8 protein-coding genes are annotated in these 22,156 nt (G+C 56.9%); 5 read left to right on the top strand and 3 right to left on the bottom strand.

Annotated elements, in window-relative coordinates; all coding sequences use genetic code 11:
• Window positions 1-15 precede the first annotated feature (15 nt).
• A complete protein-coding gene (locus KP808_RS09470) occupies window positions 16-5,208 on the bottom strand; it encodes an imidazole glycerol phosphate synthase (RefSeq protein ID WP_230018250.1) in 5,193 nt (1,730 codons plus the stop codon).
• 49 nt (window positions 5,209-5,257) lie between these two features.
• Window positions 5,258-9,544, bottom strand: coding sequence for a hypothetical protein (locus KP808_RS09465; RefSeq protein WP_230018249.1), 4,287 nt, complete (start codon window positions 9,542-9,544; stop codon window positions 5,258-5,260).
• A 280-nt stretch (window positions 9,545-9,824) separates the two neighbouring features.
• Between KP808_RS09465 and KP808_RS09460 the strand changes: the two genes are divergently transcribed.
• The 5 genes from KP808_RS09460 (at window position 9,825) to KP808_RS09440 (ending at window position 20,546) form a co-directional block, all read left to right on the top strand.
• The gene (locus KP808_RS09460) at window positions 9,825-15,065 is read left to right on the top strand and encodes an RHS repeat-associated core domain-containing protein (RefSeq protein WP_230018247.1); all 5,241 of its coding nucleotides are present in this window, start codon (window positions 9,825-9,827) and stop codon (window positions 15,063-15,065) included.
• Between the two features lie 356 nt (window positions 15,066-15,421).
• Window positions 15,422-15,976, top strand: a complete 555-nt coding sequence (locus KP808_RS09455; RefSeq protein ID WP_230018245.1) for a fimbrial protein — start codon at window positions 15,422-15,424, stop codon at window positions 15,974-15,976.
• Window positions 15,977-16,083: 107 nt separating this feature from the next.
• Complete coding sequence (locus KP808_RS09450) at window positions 16,084-16,830, top strand: fimbrial biogenesis chaperone (protein ID WP_219171259.1); 747 nt, start codon at window positions 16,084-16,086, stop codon at window positions 16,828-16,830.
• 36 nt (window positions 16,831-16,866) lie between these two features.
• The gene (locus KP808_RS09445; RefSeq protein WP_230018243.1) at window positions 16,867-19,383 is read left to right on the top strand and encodes a fimbria/pilus outer membrane usher protein; all 2,517 of its coding nucleotides are present in this window, start codon (window positions 16,867-16,869) and stop codon (window positions 19,381-19,383) included.
• Window positions 19,384-19,430: 47 nt separating this feature from the next.
• Window positions 19,431-20,546 carry a fimbrial protein gene (locus KP808_RS09440; protein ID WP_230018241.1) on the top strand — a complete coding sequence of 372 codons (1,116 nt, stop codon included), beginning with the start codon at window positions 19,431-19,433 and terminating at the stop codon, window positions 20,544-20,546.
• A gap of 41 nt (window positions 20,547-20,587) precedes the next feature.
• Here KP808_RS09440 and KP808_RS09435 read toward each other — a convergent pair whose 3' ends face one another.
• Window positions 20,588-22,126, bottom strand: coding sequence for a hypothetical protein (locus KP808_RS09435; protein WP_219171257.1), 1,539 nt, complete (start codon window positions 22,124-22,126; stop codon window positions 20,588-20,590).
• Between the last annotated feature and the right edge of the window lie 30 nt (window positions 22,127-22,156).

The following is a 22,156-nucleotide window of genomic DNA, read 5'->3' as shown; positions in this document are numbered from 1 at the left end:
GCCTCATTCGGGCTTCTATATCGAATAGAGGGTATGCATGAGACGGTTGCGCCTGCCGACGCCGGTGGCCAGAAAACCGATTCGTCGTTTATGGGCATTGCCCTGCTTATCGAGCAACAGGACGACTATTTCCCCCATCAATTTGTCGCGTGCGGGGTCACCTGCCGGGATATATTTAAGGCCCCGGAGGCGGTGCAGGCTGATGACCAGTTTGCCGGTCTCGAATAAGGACATCTTGACGTCAATGTCCAACGTGTGAACATCCCCCATCACGTCCTGGAGCGCTTCGTCAAAGTTCACCTTGCTTACATCACCGATAACCGCAGGGTCGTCGAAAACAAACCCCGTCCAGCTGAACATTTTTTCTTCGTCCTGCTCGCTCTCCCAGAGAATGATCGACGTATTGATCACGTCACCGTCAGGCTTGGAGGGCAGAAACTTGAGCGTCTCGAAATTCACCCATTGCTGGGTATCGGGGTTAATGACAGCCAGCGTCCAGTAATCAGTGGTCTCGAACTGGTAATCGAAATGCACATCCTCCCCAAAGTCTGGAGCCCCACTCAACGGCGGATCAACCGGAGGATCTCCGCCATCCCCATGTGCACGCCGCGGAATGAAGGTGTAATTGCGGGCATCGAACCTGGGCAAGTTTCGCGGGGTGATTTCAACCTTGCTGTTCATCTCTTCAACAACCAAAGAGGTCCACCAATCGCCGTTGTCATCCTGAAATTTCGCGTGGAAGACGCCGACGAAACCCGATCTCGCCCGGCTGTGCAGGAAGAAGTTCTGCGTGATTGTCCGTGGCGCATCCAGGCCCGATTCAGCAGCGAAGACGCCGGCCCCGGACAGCTCGAAACGGTTATATTGACTGCGCACGCGCCACGTTTGGACATCCCCCTCGGGCATGCCTTCGAGATGGGAGAGTACTGACTCGATATTTTGGCCGGTTTCATCGTCTACCAGACGCATTGAGGCCCTTTCAGTGGGACTCAGCTCGTACTCGATGTCGTTGTGCGGGCTTATCTGGGTCTTGATCTGCAGCCTGAGTTGTTGATAACCGTTGCGGTACAGATTGCCTGTATTACCGTAAGGCGATGACGAGCCAGGAACCGTGACGATAAACACCGTAATCTCTTGCCAACTTTCTTCATCGATGACTTCGGACAACTCGATGACGCTATAGCCGCACGCCATAACCACCCCATTGCTCAGCACTTCACAGCTCACCACGCTACTGGCGACAAGCGCCTCATCGGGCGGCATGAAAAGCCCCTGCTGATCAACAGTGCCTAGCCCACCCGCCACTTCCCAGCGTCGCTCAAGCCCAGGCAGCAGTGCGCTGTCATCGTGTAACTGCACCGCTACATTTGGCCGTGCTCTGGGTACGAAAGCTGGCTCGATACGCAGCGTTTGCTGCCCGTTGGCAATAAGCACCGTAGCGATACCACGGTCATTACCCAACGCCCCTATCTGTTGCACCGCCAGTGCTCTTTTTCCGGACCTGGCATCCGGACTGAAGAGCGCGCCCTTGCCGACCTCACTCAAGCTGCCAAGCTCGGGGCCCAGCAACGCCCAGCTCAGCGGGCTGCCGTCAAGCGTCGAAGCCGCCAGCGAGACCGGTTGCAGCACAGCACCCCCTGGCACTACCGTTACACATGGCGCCAACTCCATGCTGCGTGATACCACTCCCACCAGAGCCGAGACCTTGACGACAGCGCCTGACTCTTCATACGTGGCTGTGATGACCACGCGCAGCGCATCATGGCCAATCGCCTCAAGCACCGGCGCCGTGTAAACACCGCTGGAAGAGATGCTGCCGCTTCCCGCAGCCAGGTGGCTTTTAATGCTTAACGCACTCCAGCTGGTGGCCGGTATTTCTTCGCCTTGCGGGTTGTGCAGGACAAATAGCTGAGTCTGACCTGCCTTCAGGGTCGAAAACAGGGGCGTAATGCTGGCCTGTGTCGAACGAAGGCTGCCAAACAACAGCAGGTCATGTGGACGGTATTGCTCAATTGGTTCGAATACGCGTCCACCGGTGAACTTCAGGCAGTCCGCCACGTGCAGACGTTCACGTTCGATCATCGACTGAGTCTCTTGCGAGAGCATCAGCACCGTGCCGTAGATTGGCTGACCATCTGCCCCACGATCATCAGGTATCGGATAAACGAAATCATCTGTCGGCGCAAACACGCCTTCAGCGTCGCCATCCTGCGCGCCCATGAACAGCACAAGCGCGCCATCACCGGTAGTAGTGTCCATACGCGCATCGCTTGAACGCGGCGCAGCGCGGGTAACAAGCCGCAAGCTGCCTGGAGTCTGAACATGATAGCGATTGAGCTGTGCCTGCAGCACTGAGAAAACCCGGCGATGAAGCGCAATTTCCTTGAACTCCTCAGCAAAGAAATCCGCCAGTCGCTGGTTGATCGCATCATCGACGCCCCCCAGACTACAGGCAACACCAGCCCCGCCGGCCAGATCGAGCAGCACATGCCCCTCCTCATCCACGAAGAGGTCGACAGTCATCGCCAGCCAGAAGCCCATGGGCTCGCTGATGATGAAGCTGCCGGACACGGTAGTTACACTCCCCTCCGGCTGATGCAAGCCGCTGTAACGGCCAGACACGATGTTCATCGTGACGAGGACACTGCTGGAGCCCGGCGAGTCAGGCAGAAACGACAGGACCGGCACGCCCAGCTCGACCTGTTTCAGACGAACAGTGTCGCCTTGTCGCTCATCCACCACGATGTCGCCGGTGAACAATGGCAAGAAGGCCAGATCCTGATAGCGCTCGATGTATTGTTGCTCTATATGCAGGTTGAGCTCGCTGCGACTGACCGCCGCGACGGCTCCCCAGCCTTGGGTCAAGGTACCTGCACCCGCTCGCTGCACAATACCGCTCAATGAACGGGGCATTGCATTAGCCGCCGTGCCCCCTGCTGTCCCGGTCAGTGCCTGCACCACACCGGAGGAACCACTCAATGGCAGCGGCAGAATCAAGTGCCCGGCCATTTTGCCCAAAGCTTCGTCTTCAAATTCTGCAAACACGACAACGTAGCGTTCGGGTGCTTCGGCATCACAGCTGTACACACCCGTCGCGTCTATAGAACCCGGCCCATCAAGACTCCAGGTGACTTGAAGGTCATGACCATTGACGACGACTTTCAGCTCGGCACGCTGATCATTGACGCTGACAAGCGTGATGAACAGCATCGGCGAGTGGCGAAGAACCAGAACCTGAATTGACTGGGTGTGCTGATCGTCGCTGACCGTTATTGTGTCGAGGACATAGGTATTCCCTGCCCCCCCTGCACCGGCGACGTAAAACTTCTCATGCGGTGCATCGACGCCGTCCTCAAGCGTCCCGCTTTCTCCGGCTACCGGATCGACCACCGTCCATTTCAGGCTGGTTGCGCGCGAACTGCGTGCTGAAAGCGCTACCCGTTCACCGTAATTACACACCTGAATCAACGGGCTGACGCTGACGCTGCTGGTGAGCACCGTCAACACCGCGGTACTGTCATGCCCCGACACCGGGTCCATCGCCTTGATCAGTACACGCTGAAAACCCTGCCTTGCGGGCAGCGTTGCGGGAGCCGTATACCGGCCCTGCATATCGATTTTTCCCAGTCCTTCAGCATCGCCACCCAAAGGATCTTCCAGAGACCAGACGATGCCCGCCCGCGCAGGCTGGGTGGTCAATTGCAGCTCTTCGCCTGTACCGATCAGTGCCTGGTGCCCGGCGATACTGAACGTGGACGCACCGGGATCGATACGACCGAACACGGCCAGGTCATAAGGCAGTCGCTTGAGTACGGGTTGCAAAACTTGCTCGTCAGGCAATAACCAGCCGCCCAGAAAACGCTCGGCGCCGGTAGCATCCAGAGTTTTGCTCAACCCTTGAAGCACAGCGTGTTTGACGGTGTAGGCCACGAAGCCGTTGACCTGCTCCAGCTCCCTGGCACTCAGGTTGTCCAGCGTTCCTGGAACGGCGCTGACCTCATGGTCGAACAGGTAAGGTGTATAAAGATGCCCTTCCACTGCTTGATCATCTGACTCACCTTCCACCAGATGAAACTCATGCTTGAGGCTGATGTTGAAGGTAGCGTTGTGCGATTGCCATTCATCGCTTTCCAGCGCTCTGTAGCGAAAACCCAGCGTGCAGGGAAATTCCCAGGTCTGCGTGGTCTGGCCGTACTCGAAGTCAATGGTCAGGGGATGCTGGGCGTTGAAGGCCTGAACGCTGAAGGGTTCTGATTCAAAGACGAATTCCGCGCTGCGATATTCTCCAGCCGGAACTGCAAACGCGCCGGCCTGAGCGACCATCTGCTGCAGTGGTTTATCGTCCGGAACGTTGAAGCTGAATTCAGGCGCTTGCAGCATCCGTATCGCCGCATGGCCAAAGGCAGCACGGTGCAGTGCGTGAGAGGAAAACACGGCGGTCGCCGAATACGAATGCTGAGCATCGTTGGGAATCAGGTAACGAAAGTCGGAGTCGCCACCCGGAATCCCGCCCGTCACGCCGTATTGCATGGTCGTGAACAGCAGCAACGCGCCTTTTTTATGGACCGATACAGCATTGGGGCTTTCAAGCTGTGATCGCACATCAATTCTACGTACATTGAGCAATTCGTTGCTCTGCTCGTTGAAAATACCCAGCCTGAACTGCTGCTCCTGATTTTCCGGGTTGCTGAACCAATCCTGAAAAAAGTCGCCGATCTTCTCTCGTTCGGTAGAACGGCCCGGAAAATCCAGTGAAAGGTTTTTAGCCAGACCAAGGTCCACCACCAGATCCGCGCTTTGACTGCTCATTTCCAGATCGAAATCCAGGCCCGGCGTATTCAGTGGGTCGTAGGCTGCGATTCTGTGAACATTGTGCTGCCCTTGAGCGTTCTCTAGCACGGTATGCAAACCGGCGATAACCGGAATGCGCCAGGCCAGCAGTGAATTCTCCAGAACGCTGTGCTTGAACGACAAGGTTGGTGCCCCGAGAACGCAGCCCGAGAAAAAATGGGAATCAAACGTATCGGGAATCGTGATACTTCCGTCCGGCACCGGACGCGACATTCCCTGAGCCAGACTCTGTTGGTAAACATGGTCGAGGAGCTCGTTGACCTTGTCGCCATCCAGAGCAATGATCGCGTCCCAGCCTCTGAGACGCGTGTTATCTTTCATCCATGCCAACAGACTTTCCGCTGAATAACCAGCCATGACATCACCTCCTGTGATGTTGATATAGATAAGACCGATGTGCCTTGGGTCAGGACGCCGGTACTTCTTTGCCCTTCATCAATTCCAGCTCCGTGGCAAACCCGTCCACCGGTAGCGGCAATATGATATGCCCCTCAACGAAGAAGAGTGGATGATCGGCTTCGGCAAAAATAAGCACAAACCGGTCAGTCGACGATATGTCGGGGGTGTACAAGCCGTCACTGATGCTCCCGCTCCCGGCGCCTATTCTCCATTCGACGCAGACCGGCGTAACGCCATCGGTAAACGCTTGCAGTTGAACCTGATCGGCACGAATGGTCACAACGTCCACGGGCTTGCCGACCTTCGCAACCTCCAGAACTTCCGAAACCTCCACGGTTCTTACGACTTTCACGGTTAACAGTGGGGTTTGATGCTTTACCAGTACCCACGACGAAACACTCGCCTGCCCACTGGTCACGACTATCTGATCCAATAGGTAGGTTTTACCGGACACCTGCTGCGCCGCGACGTAACGGTGATCACCGTCAGCCAGTGGGCTGGGCTCCAGGACACCGCTTTCGCCGGGAACCGGATCCTTGAGCGACCAGTGCATTTCTTCTGTGCCGAGCGAGCCTGCCTCGAGCTCCACAATCTGCCCGGCGTCACACACCTGAATCAACGGATTGAGGGTGATCGGGTTGGTCACGATCGTGACCAGCGCCGAACTCTGATAGTTGGAGTTCATGTCAGTGGCCGTCACCCGAACACGTGTGAACGGAAACTCGGTTGCCGAGCTTTCTGGCGCGTAATACCGGCCGGCACCATTGATGGCACCGTAGTTCTGCGTATGACCATCCAGACGTTCGACACCCCACGTCACACTCAACCCCAGCGGTTGAGTGGTGAAGGTGGTGGAACTGTCGACTACCATCAGATGCTCCGCCGGGCTGACGACAAAGTCTGCCCCGGAACTATTGATGCGCCCGAAGGCGGCTATGTCTCTGGGCGCACGCAGTACATCAGGCACAATGGCTTCGTTGAAATTGAGATTGATACTGTCCCGGATGAACGAACTGATCGGCACACGGGTAGCGAGTTTGCCCTTTAGTACGGCCCTGATCCCGGACTCGAACGGATGAGTGTCAAGGGTCTCGAAATTCGTCTTTACTGCCCCTATCAACAACGCTAATGACACGCTCAATGGTGGTGGATCCAAATCTCCGACAGCCGGTTCACCGCTGGTGGTATTTATCGTGAGGCTGGGGGTCAGAACGAGGTCGTTGTTTTCTTCGGCGAAGGTATAAATGCACCGTACATCGACCGTGATGACCTTGGTCATGACCAGTACCGTCTGGCCTGGCAGCGTAAGCAAAACGCTGGGTGTAGCTTTGGGCTTCCAGGTCAATGCCACCGTGCCATCGCAAATGAGTTCCACAGACAAAGGCGTGCTCTCCAACGCCTCAAGCCAGGTCTCGGCTTTGTAAACATTTGCCATGACTGACACGCCATCGATTTGAACCTCGACATCCCGGCTGCTCGACTCGGACGTCTTCAATCTGCCCGACTTGGCCGTCGCCTTGACCAGTCGGCCGGAGCCATCATGAACAGGTTCGAAATCCACGCCTGCAATAACCGAAGCAATGGTCTTGGTCACCTCGCCGATGAACAGTGCCGCCTTGAACGTACGCTCAGCACTGAACAAAACTGTTGCTGAGTAATCTTTCCCGACATCATCCGGTATCAGGTATTGGTACTCTACCGGGATGTCGCCGTCTTCCTGACTGCCCTCCAGACGAATGAACACCAGCACGGCCCCGTCGCCATAGTTGGCGGCATGCGGGTCGAGAGGTGCAGCAGGATTGGTCTGGGTGCGCAGTTTGAAAGACTGAGGGTGCATCAGATCATTGCTGCCACGCTTGATCACGCCAAGCGTCCATATGCGCTCATCGTCCGGCAAATCATTGAACAGGGCTTTGAAAAAATCTCCGCCGAGTGCCCGGTCAGCCCTGTCAGCCGCGAAGGTAAGAATGAAATTGTCACTGTCCTTGAGGTCGAGCCGCACCCGGCCATCGCTCTCGATATTGCCCGGGACCCTTTCCAGCGCGAGATCCAGTGTCAGCTTCGGACCTTGCAGCGCATCGATATGGATAACCCTGTAGGCTTCCCAATTATCGACGTTATTCTTCATCGTCAATTGGGTTCCGCCCAGAATCGAACAGGTCAATGTCGCATGAGACTGACCGAGGTTATCGTTCGAGAAGGCCAGCCTGGGCGCATCCAGAATAAAATTGTGAATACATTCTTTAAACCCGTCGCTTAGTATCACCTCTCCGCTGACAGGCTTTAGACACGTGTCCGACGAAAAACGCGCGACATACTCCTGAAGCAACAGGTTATTCACCTCGCCTCGGGCCATTGCAGCGATGGAGTCCCAACCCCACATAACATTGTTAGCGGGGTCTTTCATCCACTCGGTCAGGTGGTTCAGCGTGTTATTGGCCATAGGGTTGCGTCCTTGCATGTGTGGGATCATGCCAGTGGCTGTTGCGTCCTGCGCCACCCCGCCGGCCTGTAAAGAATGACCGTCCAGTACGATGAAAGCGATAGACGGAAACAGTGTGTAAGTCGCCCCGTCATCAAAGCTGACTTCAACCGCCACGGTGTTGGTCAGATAGTTTCTCTGCAGACTCTCCAGAAAGTCCCTCGGGATGATCACCGACACCTGCCTGGCTTGGTATTCCGCCTCACTGAGCGGTTCGGCTGCGCCGGTACGTAGCCCGAGCGCTTGTGGCGAACCCGACTGGGACAAGCCAGTAACCTTGATTCGTACCCGTTGCCCGGGTGCCATGTAGGCCCAGGATGCGAGGTCCAGACCCGCACCTTCTGACGGCACACGGTCGAGGTAAAGCAGGGTATCGATAATGCGTGGTCGCATGATCTGGATAACCGGCCAAACGCCGACAAGGCCTCTGACTTCCAGTTTGAATACCGGCGAAGTGCCTGACTGCGACAGCGAAACGACCTTGTAATACACCTCTACCCACTTGCCCATATTGGCCGGAACCGCCGTGGAAGGGATGATGAACAGGCGCGGATCGTCTGGTGAAGGATCAGCGATAAAGCTGCCCGTGCTTGTATTGCCCTCCCAGTGCATCTGTACCGTGGAATCGTCACCGATGAAAGCATCGTCCGGTATGCGAATTTTCACCCCGTTCTGCAGCCGCGAGGCATAGATATAGCCCTCTACTCCCCATTCTTCAGAGCTCTCGATCTCGGCGTCGTCGACTATGGGCACAGGAAGATCGAGCGGTAGACTCAGCATGACCTTGCGCGGCAACGAGCTGGCGGCATGGCCTGGTCGCGCGTACTGATACACCAGCTCGATTTCCTTGCCGTTATTGGCGCAAAGCCAGGTCTTCGCCAGCGAGAACTGCAGTACGCCACTGTCGAGATTGGATATATCGGCCCTCAGGGTCTGCACCAGCAGATTGCCGCTGGAGATGTAAACTACGACATCGTCATCAATCTGCATGCCGAAAGGATCGATCAACAGGGTGATGCCGCCAGGGAAGGCTTCCGGGTCCAGTGAGCCACCGTTGAAATCCTTGATCCTCAATGGCGGCAATAACGCCGCTAACGGTGCGACGATGGCCAGTGACTGGGTGACTGAATCCGTTATCAATGTGGAATCGGCATACTCGATGCGGTAGCTCATCAGCGCGACGCCATCTGGAATTGACAAAAATTCGCCAGCGGTTATCGGCCACCGCAAAGGCTGGCCCACCTCGTTCCCAGTCAATAACCGGGACTCGACCAGAGGGTAAAAGGAGCTGCCGTCCTCGAAATAACGATCCAGTGTGAGGGTCACTCTGTCGCCCTCGCGCATGGCCAGATACGGCGGCGTCACGATCGACACCTCATTGAGGTCCCACAACAGGCCGGGATCAAGCTTCAGATCGTGAGACTCCTTGCATTGCGGCACCCCCAGTCCGGCAGCCGTTGGCGGACGTTTGCCGACATAGAAAAACAGTCGCCGGGACTCCTCGACGCTACCGTCGACTGTGTACGAGTAAAACACCCAGCCCTTGTCAAGCCTCATCAGCGACGGGTTTTTGATCATCAGCGGCATGCCTTCAGGCTGCAGCCGCGCGACCTCGATCAAATCGTTGACGTAGTCGTCCACTTCGCCCAGGGCGCCGCAACCTCGCCAGTTGGGCATGAACAGATCGCCGTTCTTGATCCCTGGGTAGTAGATCCAGGTGAGCAGGTCGTCGCTGCCCAACTGATCCAGGTCGAGGTAATTCCCGGGCTGCTGCAGGTCGGGCACCTTGGGGGCGGGAAAATCCAGCGCCATGAGTGAGACTCCTTTCTCGTTTCCGCCTGAATGGGTGTATCGCAAGGGTTGACCTTGCAATGCGGATAGGACTTTTTTACGCCGGTGCCCACCAGCTGCCCACTAGTACTACTGCTAGGTTGCTGCCCGGGTTCGGACTGTTAGGGTTAGGCAAGACCTCCAGCCACACGGACGCCTCAGGGAGTTCAGGCTTGGGGGGCGTCAATGACCAGAGCGCAAGGACTGCACAATTGTCAGACACCGCTGCGCTTGTCCCGCATCAATCAGCGAGGTCCGCTCCATGGCTGCTTCTACTTCCGTGCACTCCAACGCGCTCAATTTCATGAGTTGTCTGAAAAGCGGCGTTGACCCGCGCACCGGGCTATACAACATATCGATCAGCATGCCCGAACTGCAAAGCAATGACCTGCGCGGACCAGGGTTCCGACTCGACCTGTCCTACAGTCAGCTCAATACGCTGGACAGCGGCTATGGCATGGGCTGGAACCTACAGGTTTCGCAATACAACCCTGCCACTCAGATCCTGTCCCTCAGCACAGGCGAGACCTTCCTGGTCGACGGCACCGGCAGCAACGGCCTACGGACGATGACCGAAAAGAAAATTGACACCTTCCACTTCTACAAGCTGGACGATACGTCCTACCGGGTGGTGCACAAATCAGGTCTGGTGGAAATCCTCGAGCTGCACATCAGCGGCAATAAAAGAATGGCCTGGGCGGTGAAAATCATCGCGCCGTCCGGGCACAGCATCACGCTCAAGCACAAGCCGTTCAACAGCAGCACCTACAGGCTTGCTTCGATCACTGACGACCTGGGTCAGACGCTGTTGGAAATTGCACGCAGCAGCACATCTGTCGAGCTGAAACTGCATCCGTATGCGGGCATTGGCGGTGCTCCACTGGCGCGCTTTTTGATGACCCTCGCCGGCAGCGACAAACGCGTATCGCGCATCACCCTGCCCACCGAGAATAATGCTTCATGGCGCTTTGAATATGGCCTGGAGAACGACCAGCAATTGTGCGTGAAGCATGTAGAGACACCGTCTGGAAGCAGCGAAGATGTTTACTACGCGGACGAAGGCCATGCGTTTCCATACAGCGCCGGTCGCCAGCCCCTACCCAGAGTGACCAGGCACGTCATCGATCCCGGCCTCGGTCAGGCAAAGGTCGATGTGCGATATACCTATAAGGACGGCCAGCAACGCTCACGAAATTTTCTCGGTGCAGGGCTGACCATCGCCTGGGAAGACAACGGCCTGGACAACCTCTATAAATACCTGCAGGACTACAACTATGTCTGTACCGAAAGCCTGTGGGTCGACAACAAGGCTGTGCGCAGCATAGAGCGAACCTTCAACCGCTTTCACTTGCAGACCCTTGAAGTCACCACCCAAAACAACAACCAGCAAACGGTCACGACCGCCTATAACATTCGGCCGGGCGAGCGTTACTGCATGCAGCCCAACAATTGTCAGCTACCCAGCGAAGTCACCACCCGTTGGCAACGGCTGGACGAGCCTGAGCGGACGCGCACAGAAACCGTCACCTATACCTATGACCTTTACGGCAATCCGCTGGTGCATACACGCGCCGACGGGATCAAAGAAGTCAGCAGCTGGTACCCGGCCGGCGGTGGCGACGGTTGCCCGGCCGATGCGGAAGGGTTTGTCTCCCGACTGAAAGAAAAAGTGGTCAAACCCGCGCCATCGTCGCAGTCCGGGGCCCCTACCCTGTCCACACGTTATCGCTACAGCACGCTGCCTGCACTGACCGGCAGCGAGTTACCCGACTGGATCGTGCCGGAAACCGAAACACTGCTGCAGCTTGAAAGCGATGGAACCTCTGTGGAGTTGCAAAAGATCCTGCTGGAGCATATCAACCAGCCGGACGCGCCTTTCCAGCATGGTCGAACCGGGAGAAATATCGAGTCCCTGAATGGAAAGGACACCGTTACCGTCTACGAGTACAGCCACTCCAGCATCAGTCACAGCAACAGCAACAGCAACAGCAGCAATAGCAGCAGCAGCAGCAGCAGCAGCAAGAACAAGGGTAAGGGCAAGATCAGGATCAAGATCAAAGGCAAGGGCAAAAACCGGATCAAGATCAAGATCAAGATCAAGATCAAGGGCAAAGGCAACAACAAGGGCAAGGGCAACAGCAAACACTTGCAGGTCCCGGTACAGCTGATAGAGATCACCACTATCGGCTTCGACAACGCTCGCATAAGCAAGCAGCAACAGCATTCGTTGTTGACCGGCCAGGTGCTGCTGACCCTGGAAGAAGGCGTAGAGATCCGCTATGTCTATGACGCGCTCAACCGGCTGACCAAAGAAACGATCGCACCGAATTCAAGTGCTGGCTATGAAGCCAGTCGCGAGTACGAGTACACCCTGTGTTCCGCCAGGGGACAGAGGGCAGAACAAGTGCTGACCGACGCCCGCAAAGTCAGGACCCGCTCTGTCATGGACGGCCTGGGCCGGGCAATACTCGAGGAACGGGACCACATCGACAGCAATGATCCGCAAGCAATGTGCATGATCCATACAGCGCAATACAACGCCTGGAACAATGTGCAATACGAAACGGATTACGACTGGTTCGACAACCGGCAACTGTGCGCCACGAGCAGCACCTACGCCTACGACGACTGGAACGTCCAGTCCGTCGTTACCACTGATCAAGGCGTGCAGACGCATCAGTACTACGACCCCATCGGCAGTGCAGAACATAACGGTCCTGTTCAGAAGACGTGGGTGCAAAGCGGTGACGCAGAAACCCTGATCAGTGGTCGTAGCGAGACCTGGCTGAATATGTTCGGCAAGCCAGCCAGGATCAAGAGCCAGAACGCAGCAGGAAAAGATCTGGGCTCACAAACCTTTCTCTACGACGGAATGGGACGCTGCACGGAACAGACCGATGCGTCAGACCACAAAACGCAGTTCAGTTATGACGCTTGGTCGCGCATGGTCAGCACACGCTTGCCCGATAGCAGCGAGGCACATCGTGAATATGAACCGTTCAGCACCACCGAGCTGCCGACCAGCCTGAACGTGATTCATCCGGACGGTATTACCAAAACCCTGACAGGCCAACAGACGTTCGACGGGCTCGGGCGTCTGACACTGGCCCAGGCAGGGCAACGTATCGAGCATTACGAGTATGAGGACGGTCACCGGCAGATCAAAACCCGCAAAACGGCCAAGGGTGATGACATTAGCTACACCTACAACCTGGCACTCACCGATCAGATCGTCTCCAGTGTCTCCAGTACTGCACCGGATGACGCTGCCCGTTTCGAGTATGACAACGTCAGTGCCCGCCTGATCTCTGCCACCAATAAGCAGGGCAAGCGCACTTACGCTTATGACGCGCATAACCAGCTGACCAAAGAGACCTGGGAAGATCTGCAAGGCCGGACCTGGCAAACCCTGCATCGGACATCCTTGCAGGGCCGTGCGATGTATCGCACCGATGTCGAACAAAAAGACGTCAAAAACCCGGTTAAAGGTGTAGTCAAAGGCCGGAGCAAAGGCGGCGTCAAAAACAGTGTCAAAGGCGTTGAAACGATTTACCGGTATGACACCTTCGGCCGACTCGAAAGTGCCGTTCAGGGCAACGTGAAGGTGACCACCCGTTATGACACACTGGGTCAGTCCTGCGAGATGACGACCCATGACACAGTAGCCGGAACCAGCCTGGTAAACCGTATTGAATATGACGACCAGGGACAGGAAGTTCTCAGAACGCAGAATGCCGGCAATCACCCTGTACGTACGCTGAAACAGCAATGGCAACCCGACGGGCTCATGCAAAGCCGTCATTTGCATGAAGCGGGCAACCCGCTGCTGCTGGAAGAGTTCAAGTATGACGCTCGAGGTCGTCTGAGCGGCGTCACCTATTCAGGCAGTAACCGGCCAGTGCACGCATCCGGCAATGCAATCATCAACCAGACGTTTATCTTCGACGAGCTGGACAACATGACCCTGACCGTTACCAGATTTGACGACGTCAGCAATGAGGCCGGCTTCAGCACTGAGACGGCCATTTTCCGCTATGGCAAAGAAGGGGACCCCGATTCCAGGGACCGATGCCAGTTACTGGGCATCACCTACCGGCCTCCACGGGACACACCGGACCCGACGTTCAGCTATGACGCCAACGGCAATCAGTGCACTGACGAGCATGGCAACCAGTTGCACTACGACAGCCAGAGCCGCCTTCTTCGGGTGGCAAAACCGGCGGGTGAGCCCATCAACACCTACACGTACGACGGCCATGATCATCTGGCCACCACCCGCAATGGCAGTGACAGCGAAATACTGCGTTTTTATCAGGGCCAGCAATTGAGCAGCACGGTGCAGGACGACCGACGTACTCAGTTTCTGCACATTGACGAGCAACCCATAGGCCAGCAGACCATCGGAGAACCTGCCGAAACCCTGCTGTTGCTGACGGATGCGAACCAGAGCGTTGTTGGTGAGTTCCAGCAGAACACGTTGCGAACAGCTGTTTACAGCGCCTACGGTGAACGCCACAGCGATGACGCGCTGCTCAGCGTTGCGGGGTTCAACGGCGAGGTGTGCGAAAAAGACACGGGCTGGTACCTGCTGGGCAACGGCTACAGAGCCTACAACCCGGGCATGATGCGTTTTCACAGCCCTGATTACTTGAGCCCCTTTGGTGCAGGCGGGGTCAACCCCTATACCTATTGCCTGGGCAATCCCATTGCCTGGCGCGACCCTACCGGGCATGACGCCAGCTCCCAGAGTGGCAGGCTGCGACGGCCCGATGAGGATGCGATCCCTGCAGAGACGTCGGAGGGTATTGGAACGATGACCTGGGTCATGCTTGCGTTTGGCGTAGCGCTCACTATATGGGGTGCCTACGCGACAAAAGTAGCGTATGGAATGACCAAGGCCGTCCCGATTCCTGTAACGGCCCTGGGTATCACGATGACCTCAACTACGGCGGCCTACATCGCAGCGGGGGCTTTGGCATCAGGGACCGCGCTCAGTGCTGCATCAACGACCGCCACTGGTTATGGTGTAGCGAAAGGAGACGACACAGCCCTTCGGGTAGGGGAATACATTGGCTACGCCTCGATACCTGTGGACATCGCTGGGGGGCTATTGAAAAGTATGGTTAAAAGCGCGCTCAAGGCTGCGAAGAAGGTTTTAGAAGAAGGAACTGAGGGGATAATAAGGCGCTCGTCACTCGGGGCACTTGACGATGCCGCGCCTGGAACAGCTGCGCGACGTGGGTCTGCTTCAGCGGATTCGGCCGTACCCGGATTGGTTGGGGATGGGGGGACTCCAGGAGCGTCCATGTCGGGGCGTGTGCCACCTCCACCGAACCCGCGGCCGACGAAAGGTCCTAACGCCAGGGTCAACCAGCAATCGGCAACTAACACAGCATCATCCAGCGACCCTTCATGGCTTCAAAAAAGGACGGCTTTTCTTGAACCGATGCGCGAGTTAGGGCGAAACGTATTCAAGCTTAGACAATACAATACTCGCATGTGATAAAGCTGGACTTCCCGCCGCCGACAAAAAGCTCGTGGCTGTCGGCGGCATTTCAGTCAACGCCTCTATTTCCATACCGTTACATTTGCCCTTCGGATTCTCTGCCCGAACAGACAAGCACAGACCCATGAAAAATCCGGAACAACGTAAAAACTCAAGATTTTAAATGTATGACACTAATTTAGGAAATATCCTACACCTCCCGCCACTAACCAAAGTCCGCCAAAGACTTCGCAACTAACGCACCTGCTGTAAACTCCCGTCCTGTCATGACGCACAACACAAACTGTCTATCAAGACACCATAAATAGTTACATTTCCACTCTTGTGACTTTAATACTTATAAGGTTTTTATCGTGAATAAAATGCTATCCGTACTAGGCCTTGCTCTGGCGACCACACTGACCGGCACTGCCGCATCCGCCAACTCCGGCACCATCCGTTTCGAAGGCAAGATAACCTCCACCACCTGCCCTATCGAAGTGGTCAATCCGGGCGATGGCTCTACCGGCAACCTGGTTAACATGGGCTCTATCGAGGCCAGCCGCTTCACCGGCATCGGTGACGAACTGTCTGGCAAGAGCTTTGCCCTGCGCGTCAATGACAACGGCAACTGTGGCCTGGCGAGTGGTAACTTGAATGCGGCCAAAGTCACCTTCATCGGTGACGCGGACAGCAGCGGCGACTACTTCGGCGTCACCCCTACTGCCGACGGGGCAAAGGGCGTTGCGATTGTCATCAAGGACCAGACCGGGGTCTCGATCAAACCAGGCGACACGTCGGCGCCTTACACACTGCTCGACGGCGGTGTCACCGACATGGTGTTCAACGCCTACTACCGTTCGACAGCAGCTACCGTTCAAGCCGGTGCTGCCTCGGCGGATGTCCAGTTTATTGTCGCGATTAACTGATACATCGACCCACTCGCTCACTGTGTAAGGATCGATAGTCTTTTCACGTGAAGCATCTTCAATACGTTCAGGTCCGTTTCGGATCTGAACGTACAAGGTAACTTTTCATGATTTGCCAACAGTCTTTTAAAAGACCTGCCCTCGCGGGGTGCACGATATTATTCATGTGCGCAGCCTATATACCTGCCAGCCAGGCAGCACTGACCGTCAACGCAACGCGCATAGTATTCGATGGCGACAAGCGCAGTACGTCGGTGGTCATATCCAATCCAAGTGATCGGCCGTTCGCGGTACAGACCTGGGTAAATACGGAGGCAGACGACACTGTCACCGTCGTTCCATTCGCACCTTCGCCGCCACTTTTTCGCCTTAATCCGGGCAAGGAACAACACGTACAGATCAATGGCCTGCCCCAAGACCTGCCCTCCGATCGTGAATCATTGTTCTACTTCAACGTGCAGGAAATACCTCAGGCCAACTCTTCGCAAGGCAATGTACTGAATATTGCCCTGCGTACCCGTATCAAACTGTTTTATCGCCCGGTTCTGCTGACTGACAACCCCACTGCCCGCCTCAAGGACCTGCAATGGTCGGTCCGGCAGATTGCCGGCAAGGCAGAGCTGACCGCCATGAATCCGACGCCCTTTCATGTGTCGTTCATTCGCCTCGACGTCTCCGGCGATGGCAGGACTGAAAAGGTCAGTGAAGTCGCCATGCTTGGCCCGTTCAGCTCTCGCCATTACAAGCTCAACGAAACGAAAGCGATACCGGGCCTTCAGGTGGTGTTTGCCGCGATCAACGATTACGGCGGCTACAGCCAGCCGCTGACAGCTACGGCCACGCTGACTGACTGAAACAGCGCAAGCCCGCTTCATCCCAGGACATTGAACATGACCTTATTACCCGATTCCGGGCTCATACCAGTGCGCCTGCGCTTTATGCAGGTGCTGATTGTGTGCGGCAGCGTTACCGTTGTGCTGGAGCCGACCAGAGCGGCAACCGCCGTCAATTTCCAGCCTGGCTTCCTGCGTCAGGGCCAGGACTATGACAGTGCGGCCGCGGCCAGCGTGCTGAACCAGTTGTCAGCTGTCGAGAGCCTCGGGCCAGGCGAGCATTGGGTAGAAATCCACGTCAATATGCGCTATTTCGGCCAACGTCAGATCCGTTTCGATGCCGACCCACAAGGCAACGGCCTGCTGCCCTGCCTGTCACCGGAGTTGCTGGAGCAGATCGGCGTACGTCTCGGCAGTCTGGCCGACCCGGCCTTGTTGCAAGTCGCCTGTGTCGCGCTGGGGCAACTGATTCCGGACGCCAGGGTCGTACTGGACGGCGGCAGACTGCAACTGTCGATCTCTATACCGCAGATCGCCATGCGCCGCGATGCCAACGGGCGAGTGGACCCGGCGCTTTGGGATTACGGCATCAACGCCGCCTTCATCAATTACCAGACCTCGGCGCAACAGACGACCCACAGGGAGACAGGCACCAGCAGCAGCGCAGACCTGTACCTCAACACCGGTATCAACCTGGGATCATGGCGATTGCGCAGCAATCAAAGCGTGCGTCAGGATGCGCAGGGACATCGCGAGTGGACCAGAGCCTATGCTTATGCACAGCGCGACCTGCCCGGCACGCACGCTAACCTGACCCTGGGTGAAACCTACACCGGCGGCGATGTCTTCCGGAGCGTGCCGATCAAAGGCGGGTTGATCAAAACCGATCAGGAGATGCTCCCCGATTCCCTGCAGGGTTACGCACCGGTGATTCGTGGCGTTGCGCAAAGCAGGGCCAAACTGGAAGTGCTGCGCAACGGATACCCGATCTACTCCACATATGTCAGTGCCGGCCCCTATGAAATAGATGACCTGAACACGGCGGGCAGCGGCGAACTGGAGATCGTGCTGACCGAGGCCGATGGTCAGGTCCGGCGCTTTACCCAACCTTACTCGACCATGAGTAACCTGTTGCGCGAAGGCGTCTGGAAATACAGCGCCGCCCTGGGCCGCTTCAACGGTGCCTACGCCACCGAGCATCCGTGGCTGTGGCAAGGCACGCTGGCCGTTGGAACAGGCTGGAACTCGACACTTTATGGCGGACTTATAACCAGCGACTTCTACCACGCCGCTGCACTGGGCGTGTCACGGGACATGGGCACGCTGGGGGCGATGGCGTTCGATGTGACCCGGTCACGCGCCAGCATCGACCAACCCGGTCAGTCCAGCGTGCAAGGCATGAGTTACGCCATCAAGTATGGCAAGGCGTTCACTACCCAGACCAATCTGCGCTTCGCAGGTTATCGCTACTCCACCGAAGGCTATCGGGATTTCGACGAAGCCGTCAGTCAGCGCAGCAACGACGCTACGTTCACAGGCAGCCGCCGAAGCCGCCTGGAAGCTTCGGTTCATCAGAGAATCGGCTTACGCAGCAGCGTTGGCCTGACGCTGTCGCAACAGGATTACTGGGGCAGCGATATCGAACAGCGACAATTTCAATTCAATTTCAACACCCATCGTGCCGGGATCACCTATAACTTCTACGCCTCACAGTCACTGAGCGCAGCCAGTAGTAGCCGCGGCAACGACCGGCAGTTCGGCCTGAGCATCTCGATGCCCCTCGACACCGGCCATTCGAGCAATGCCACATTCGACCTGCAAAGCAGCGCCAATCGCCACAGTCAACGGGGCAGCCTGAGCGGCAGCCTCTATGAAAACCGCGTCAACTATCACGCCAGTCTGAGCAACGATGACGGCAAGCAGCAAAGTGCAGGCCTCGCGGCCGGCTATCAGGCGCCCTTCGCCAGCCTCGGCGCCGGTGTGACCCAAGGCAATGATTATCGAAGTGCATCAGTCAACGCCAGTGGTGCCTTGTTGCTGCATGCGGACGGCATCGAGTTCGGCCCGAATCTGGGCGACACCATCGCCCTGATCGAAGTACCCGATACACCCGGCGTTGGCATACAGAACGCTACCGGTGTCAGGACCAATAGTCGCGGCTACGCATTGATGCCCTATCTGCGTCCCTACCGCCATAACCCGATCACCTTGCAAACCGACCGACTGGGGCCCGAGGTGGAAATCGATAACGCCAGTACTCAAGTAGTACCTGCCAGGGGTGCCGTGATCAAGACTACTTTCGCTGCGCGCACGGTGACACGCCTGATCATCAATGCAACCACTGACGGTGGCAAACCGTTGCCATTCGGTGCCCAGGTGAGCGATGCGCAGGGCAACATTCTGGGCATCGCAGGTCAGGGCGGGCAGATTTTGCTGTCCACCGGCATGCAGGCACAAACCCTCGATGTCCGCTGGGGTGAGAAAAGCGACCCTCAGTGTCATCTGCACATAGACCCCGCCGGCATGCCTCTGGCCAAGGGCTACCGAATGCAAGACATGACGTGTGCCCAGTGACATCAGGTCTGAGCCATCCGCGACATTGTTATTTCAGGAATCCCCCCATGAACTCTGCATTGAACGCCCTGCTCCCCAGTCTGATCCTGTTGGGGACCAGCTATAGTGCTGCGGCTTATTCCGACGTACCGGATGACATACCGAGCAACGATTGCTATTGGATTTCCCCACCGGGAATAAAAGATTACCGGCGCGACATCGGCACGCTCTACGTCCCGAAAGACGCCGCAGTGGGCACCTTTATCGGCAGCATCGATATGCTTCACACCACGCCAGACAAGGCAGGTCTGGAGGCGGCCTGCAGAAATGACGGCACGGCTCTTCTGGAATTCAATGCAACGGCTACGGTTCCGATATTTCCTGGCACGCTGGAGCCGATAAACGGGGAAGACCTCACAGGCAAGATACTGCAAACCAATATTCCGGGCGTCGGAGTGCGGATAAGACTGGGGTATCCGTATGACAGGAACTGCAGCAATTGCTTCACGCCTGTAGGAGGAAGCGCCTCCGTTCCGTTCATCGGCCTCAACGACCACCAGAAAATGCTCACGAGCCTGCCTTTCGTTCATTTGAACAACTATGTAACGCTGGTCAAGACCGGACCGATCCCCTCCGGACCCAATGTGCTCAATGGCAGTGAACTGTTCTCCGGAAGCGTGACAACGCTTGGCAGGATCATGAAGTACGGGCTAACCGGCACGATACTTCAGGCACAGTGCAGCGTTGGTGCAGATCCGGTCAGTGCCGACCCGGTGCAGCTGGGTGAGTGGGACAGCGCGGACTTCACCGGTCCCGGCTTCACCACACCGGCAGTGCCCTTCAGTATTGCGTTGAGTAACTGCGAGACCTACATGGACGCAGGCTTCGTGGCAACGGCGCATATCCAGCTCGATGGTGTCGAAGGCTCGGTTCCCGAGGGCCCTGTCGGCAGCGGGGTTTTCACCCTGACCAGCGACTCGGACGCCAAGGGCATGGGGATTCAGATTCTCAAAGGTGATGGAGTCACGCCCATGGAGCTGCAGACCGAAGTGCCAATGATGGTAATCACACCCGGTAACGTTGTGCTGAACTTTTACGCCCGTTTCTATCAGACACAGGCCAGCAGCGCGATCCGGCCGGGCAAGGCCAAAGGGGCCCTCAGCTTCACGATGACCTACAAGTAGCAATGCGCCGTGGACTGCCAACCTGGCGGTCCATGACCTCCTCAGGGGTACAACGTTGGTCTGAGCGAAGGGAAAGACTGCCAGGAGAGCGTCTGGTCGAAACTCACACGCACCCGGACATCCAGCTGAGTGCCGAGATTAAATGCCTTCAAATCCGTTTTGCTGATAACACCGGCGTCGATTCTATCGTCCACCCGCGGCACCGGGTATTCATCCAGAACGTTCACGATCAACAACTCATTATCAGCACCGCTGACACCACGCACATCAATGGTGACGAACTGGTCAGTGCCCATGAATGACCAACTGTCGAGCGTGAACCTTGCGTAGCCTCCCTCGGCAATGTCTTGCAGGCTCAGAATCGTCCCGGAGACCTTGTCACACTGCACGACTGGAAAGCCTGTCATCCCCGGAATACGCAGAGTCAGAGTATGCTGGTCCGAACGATAAGGTGGTTCGGCGCTATTTTCGAACACCTCGTAGTACACCGGGATCGCCTTGCCGAAATGCTGGGCAATCTGTGTGGAAGGAATGTTGAACAGTCTCGAGTCTGCTACCTCCGTAAGAAAGGAACCCACACTGCCGGGCTCGGCCCATTGGACGCGGACGGTGTCACCGGGAGCAATCACGGCATTCTCGGGTATCGATACCACTGCGCCCCCATAAGCATCTACCGGATCGAGGGTACTGGCGTATGCCGAGCCTGAGGCCTTCTGAACCAGCGGGGGTGGCAGCACACGCTGTACTGGCTGAGCGCACACCAGCAGCGAAACAGCCAGCGCCCGGGGCCCGCTATTCCCCGAGCGATCCTTCAGCCTGTAGGACACGTAACGAATGCCATCGCCGCTCTCGAGAACCAGTTGCCTGTCGAAGGCAATATTAATCGCGCTTCCGATATCGGACTCTTCAAGCGTCAGGGTTCCGGTGCGCTCCGATCCCGTCGGCGTACTGCTCCAGTACCAGATAACGAGATCCCCGGGGTTCGGCAAAAAATACGCGGGCACTTCGGCCAGCACGGTGTCGCCATGAGAGTCCAGCCAGGCCGAGGTAAGACCATCCCTGATGATTTCTTCCGGAAAAATCAGCGCCCCTTCGTCTGCGAATACCGGTGCCGTTTTATCAATGACAAAGGCCAGTGTTTCGGATTCAGTCTGCACCTGGTTCGCGGTCTCGACGCTATAACGGAGTTGATGCCGGCCTTCGCCAAGGCGTTGCTGCTCGATCATGATGAACAGATCGACAGGCTGTACAGGTTCGGTCCAGACCTTCTCGTCCAGCAGCACGTCATTCCAGTACACGCGCAGATGCTCAGGGTTGCTTGGGGTGGGCTCGGAGTTTTGCCACATGGGAAAATCGACCCGCAACGGCACGAGCCAGGCACTGCAGGGAAGCAGATTGGGCTCACCGCCGGGTACGTCAGGGAGGAGTTCGGCGATCAAGGGCGGCGCAAGCAGCACGCTCTTGCGCCATGAAGCCGGCCGAAAAAGGATTCTGATCCGTTCGATCCACGTTGAAATGACAGACATTAGCCGGGCCTCCAGCACGAGAAAGAGGTGGCCGACCCGTTTGCCGACCGCCATGCCCGTCAGTTAACACCTAGTTTTTTTCTG

Origin of the sequence: Pseudomonas savastanoi, assembly GCF_020917325.1 — a bacterium.
Taxonomy (GTDB): domain Bacteria; phylum Pseudomonadota; class Gammaproteobacteria; order Pseudomonadales; family Pseudomonadaceae; genus Aquipseudomonas; species Aquipseudomonas amygdali.
The sequence above is the reverse complement of the archived record's forward strand: the minus strand, read 5'-3'. Positions and strand labels throughout refer to the sequence as shown.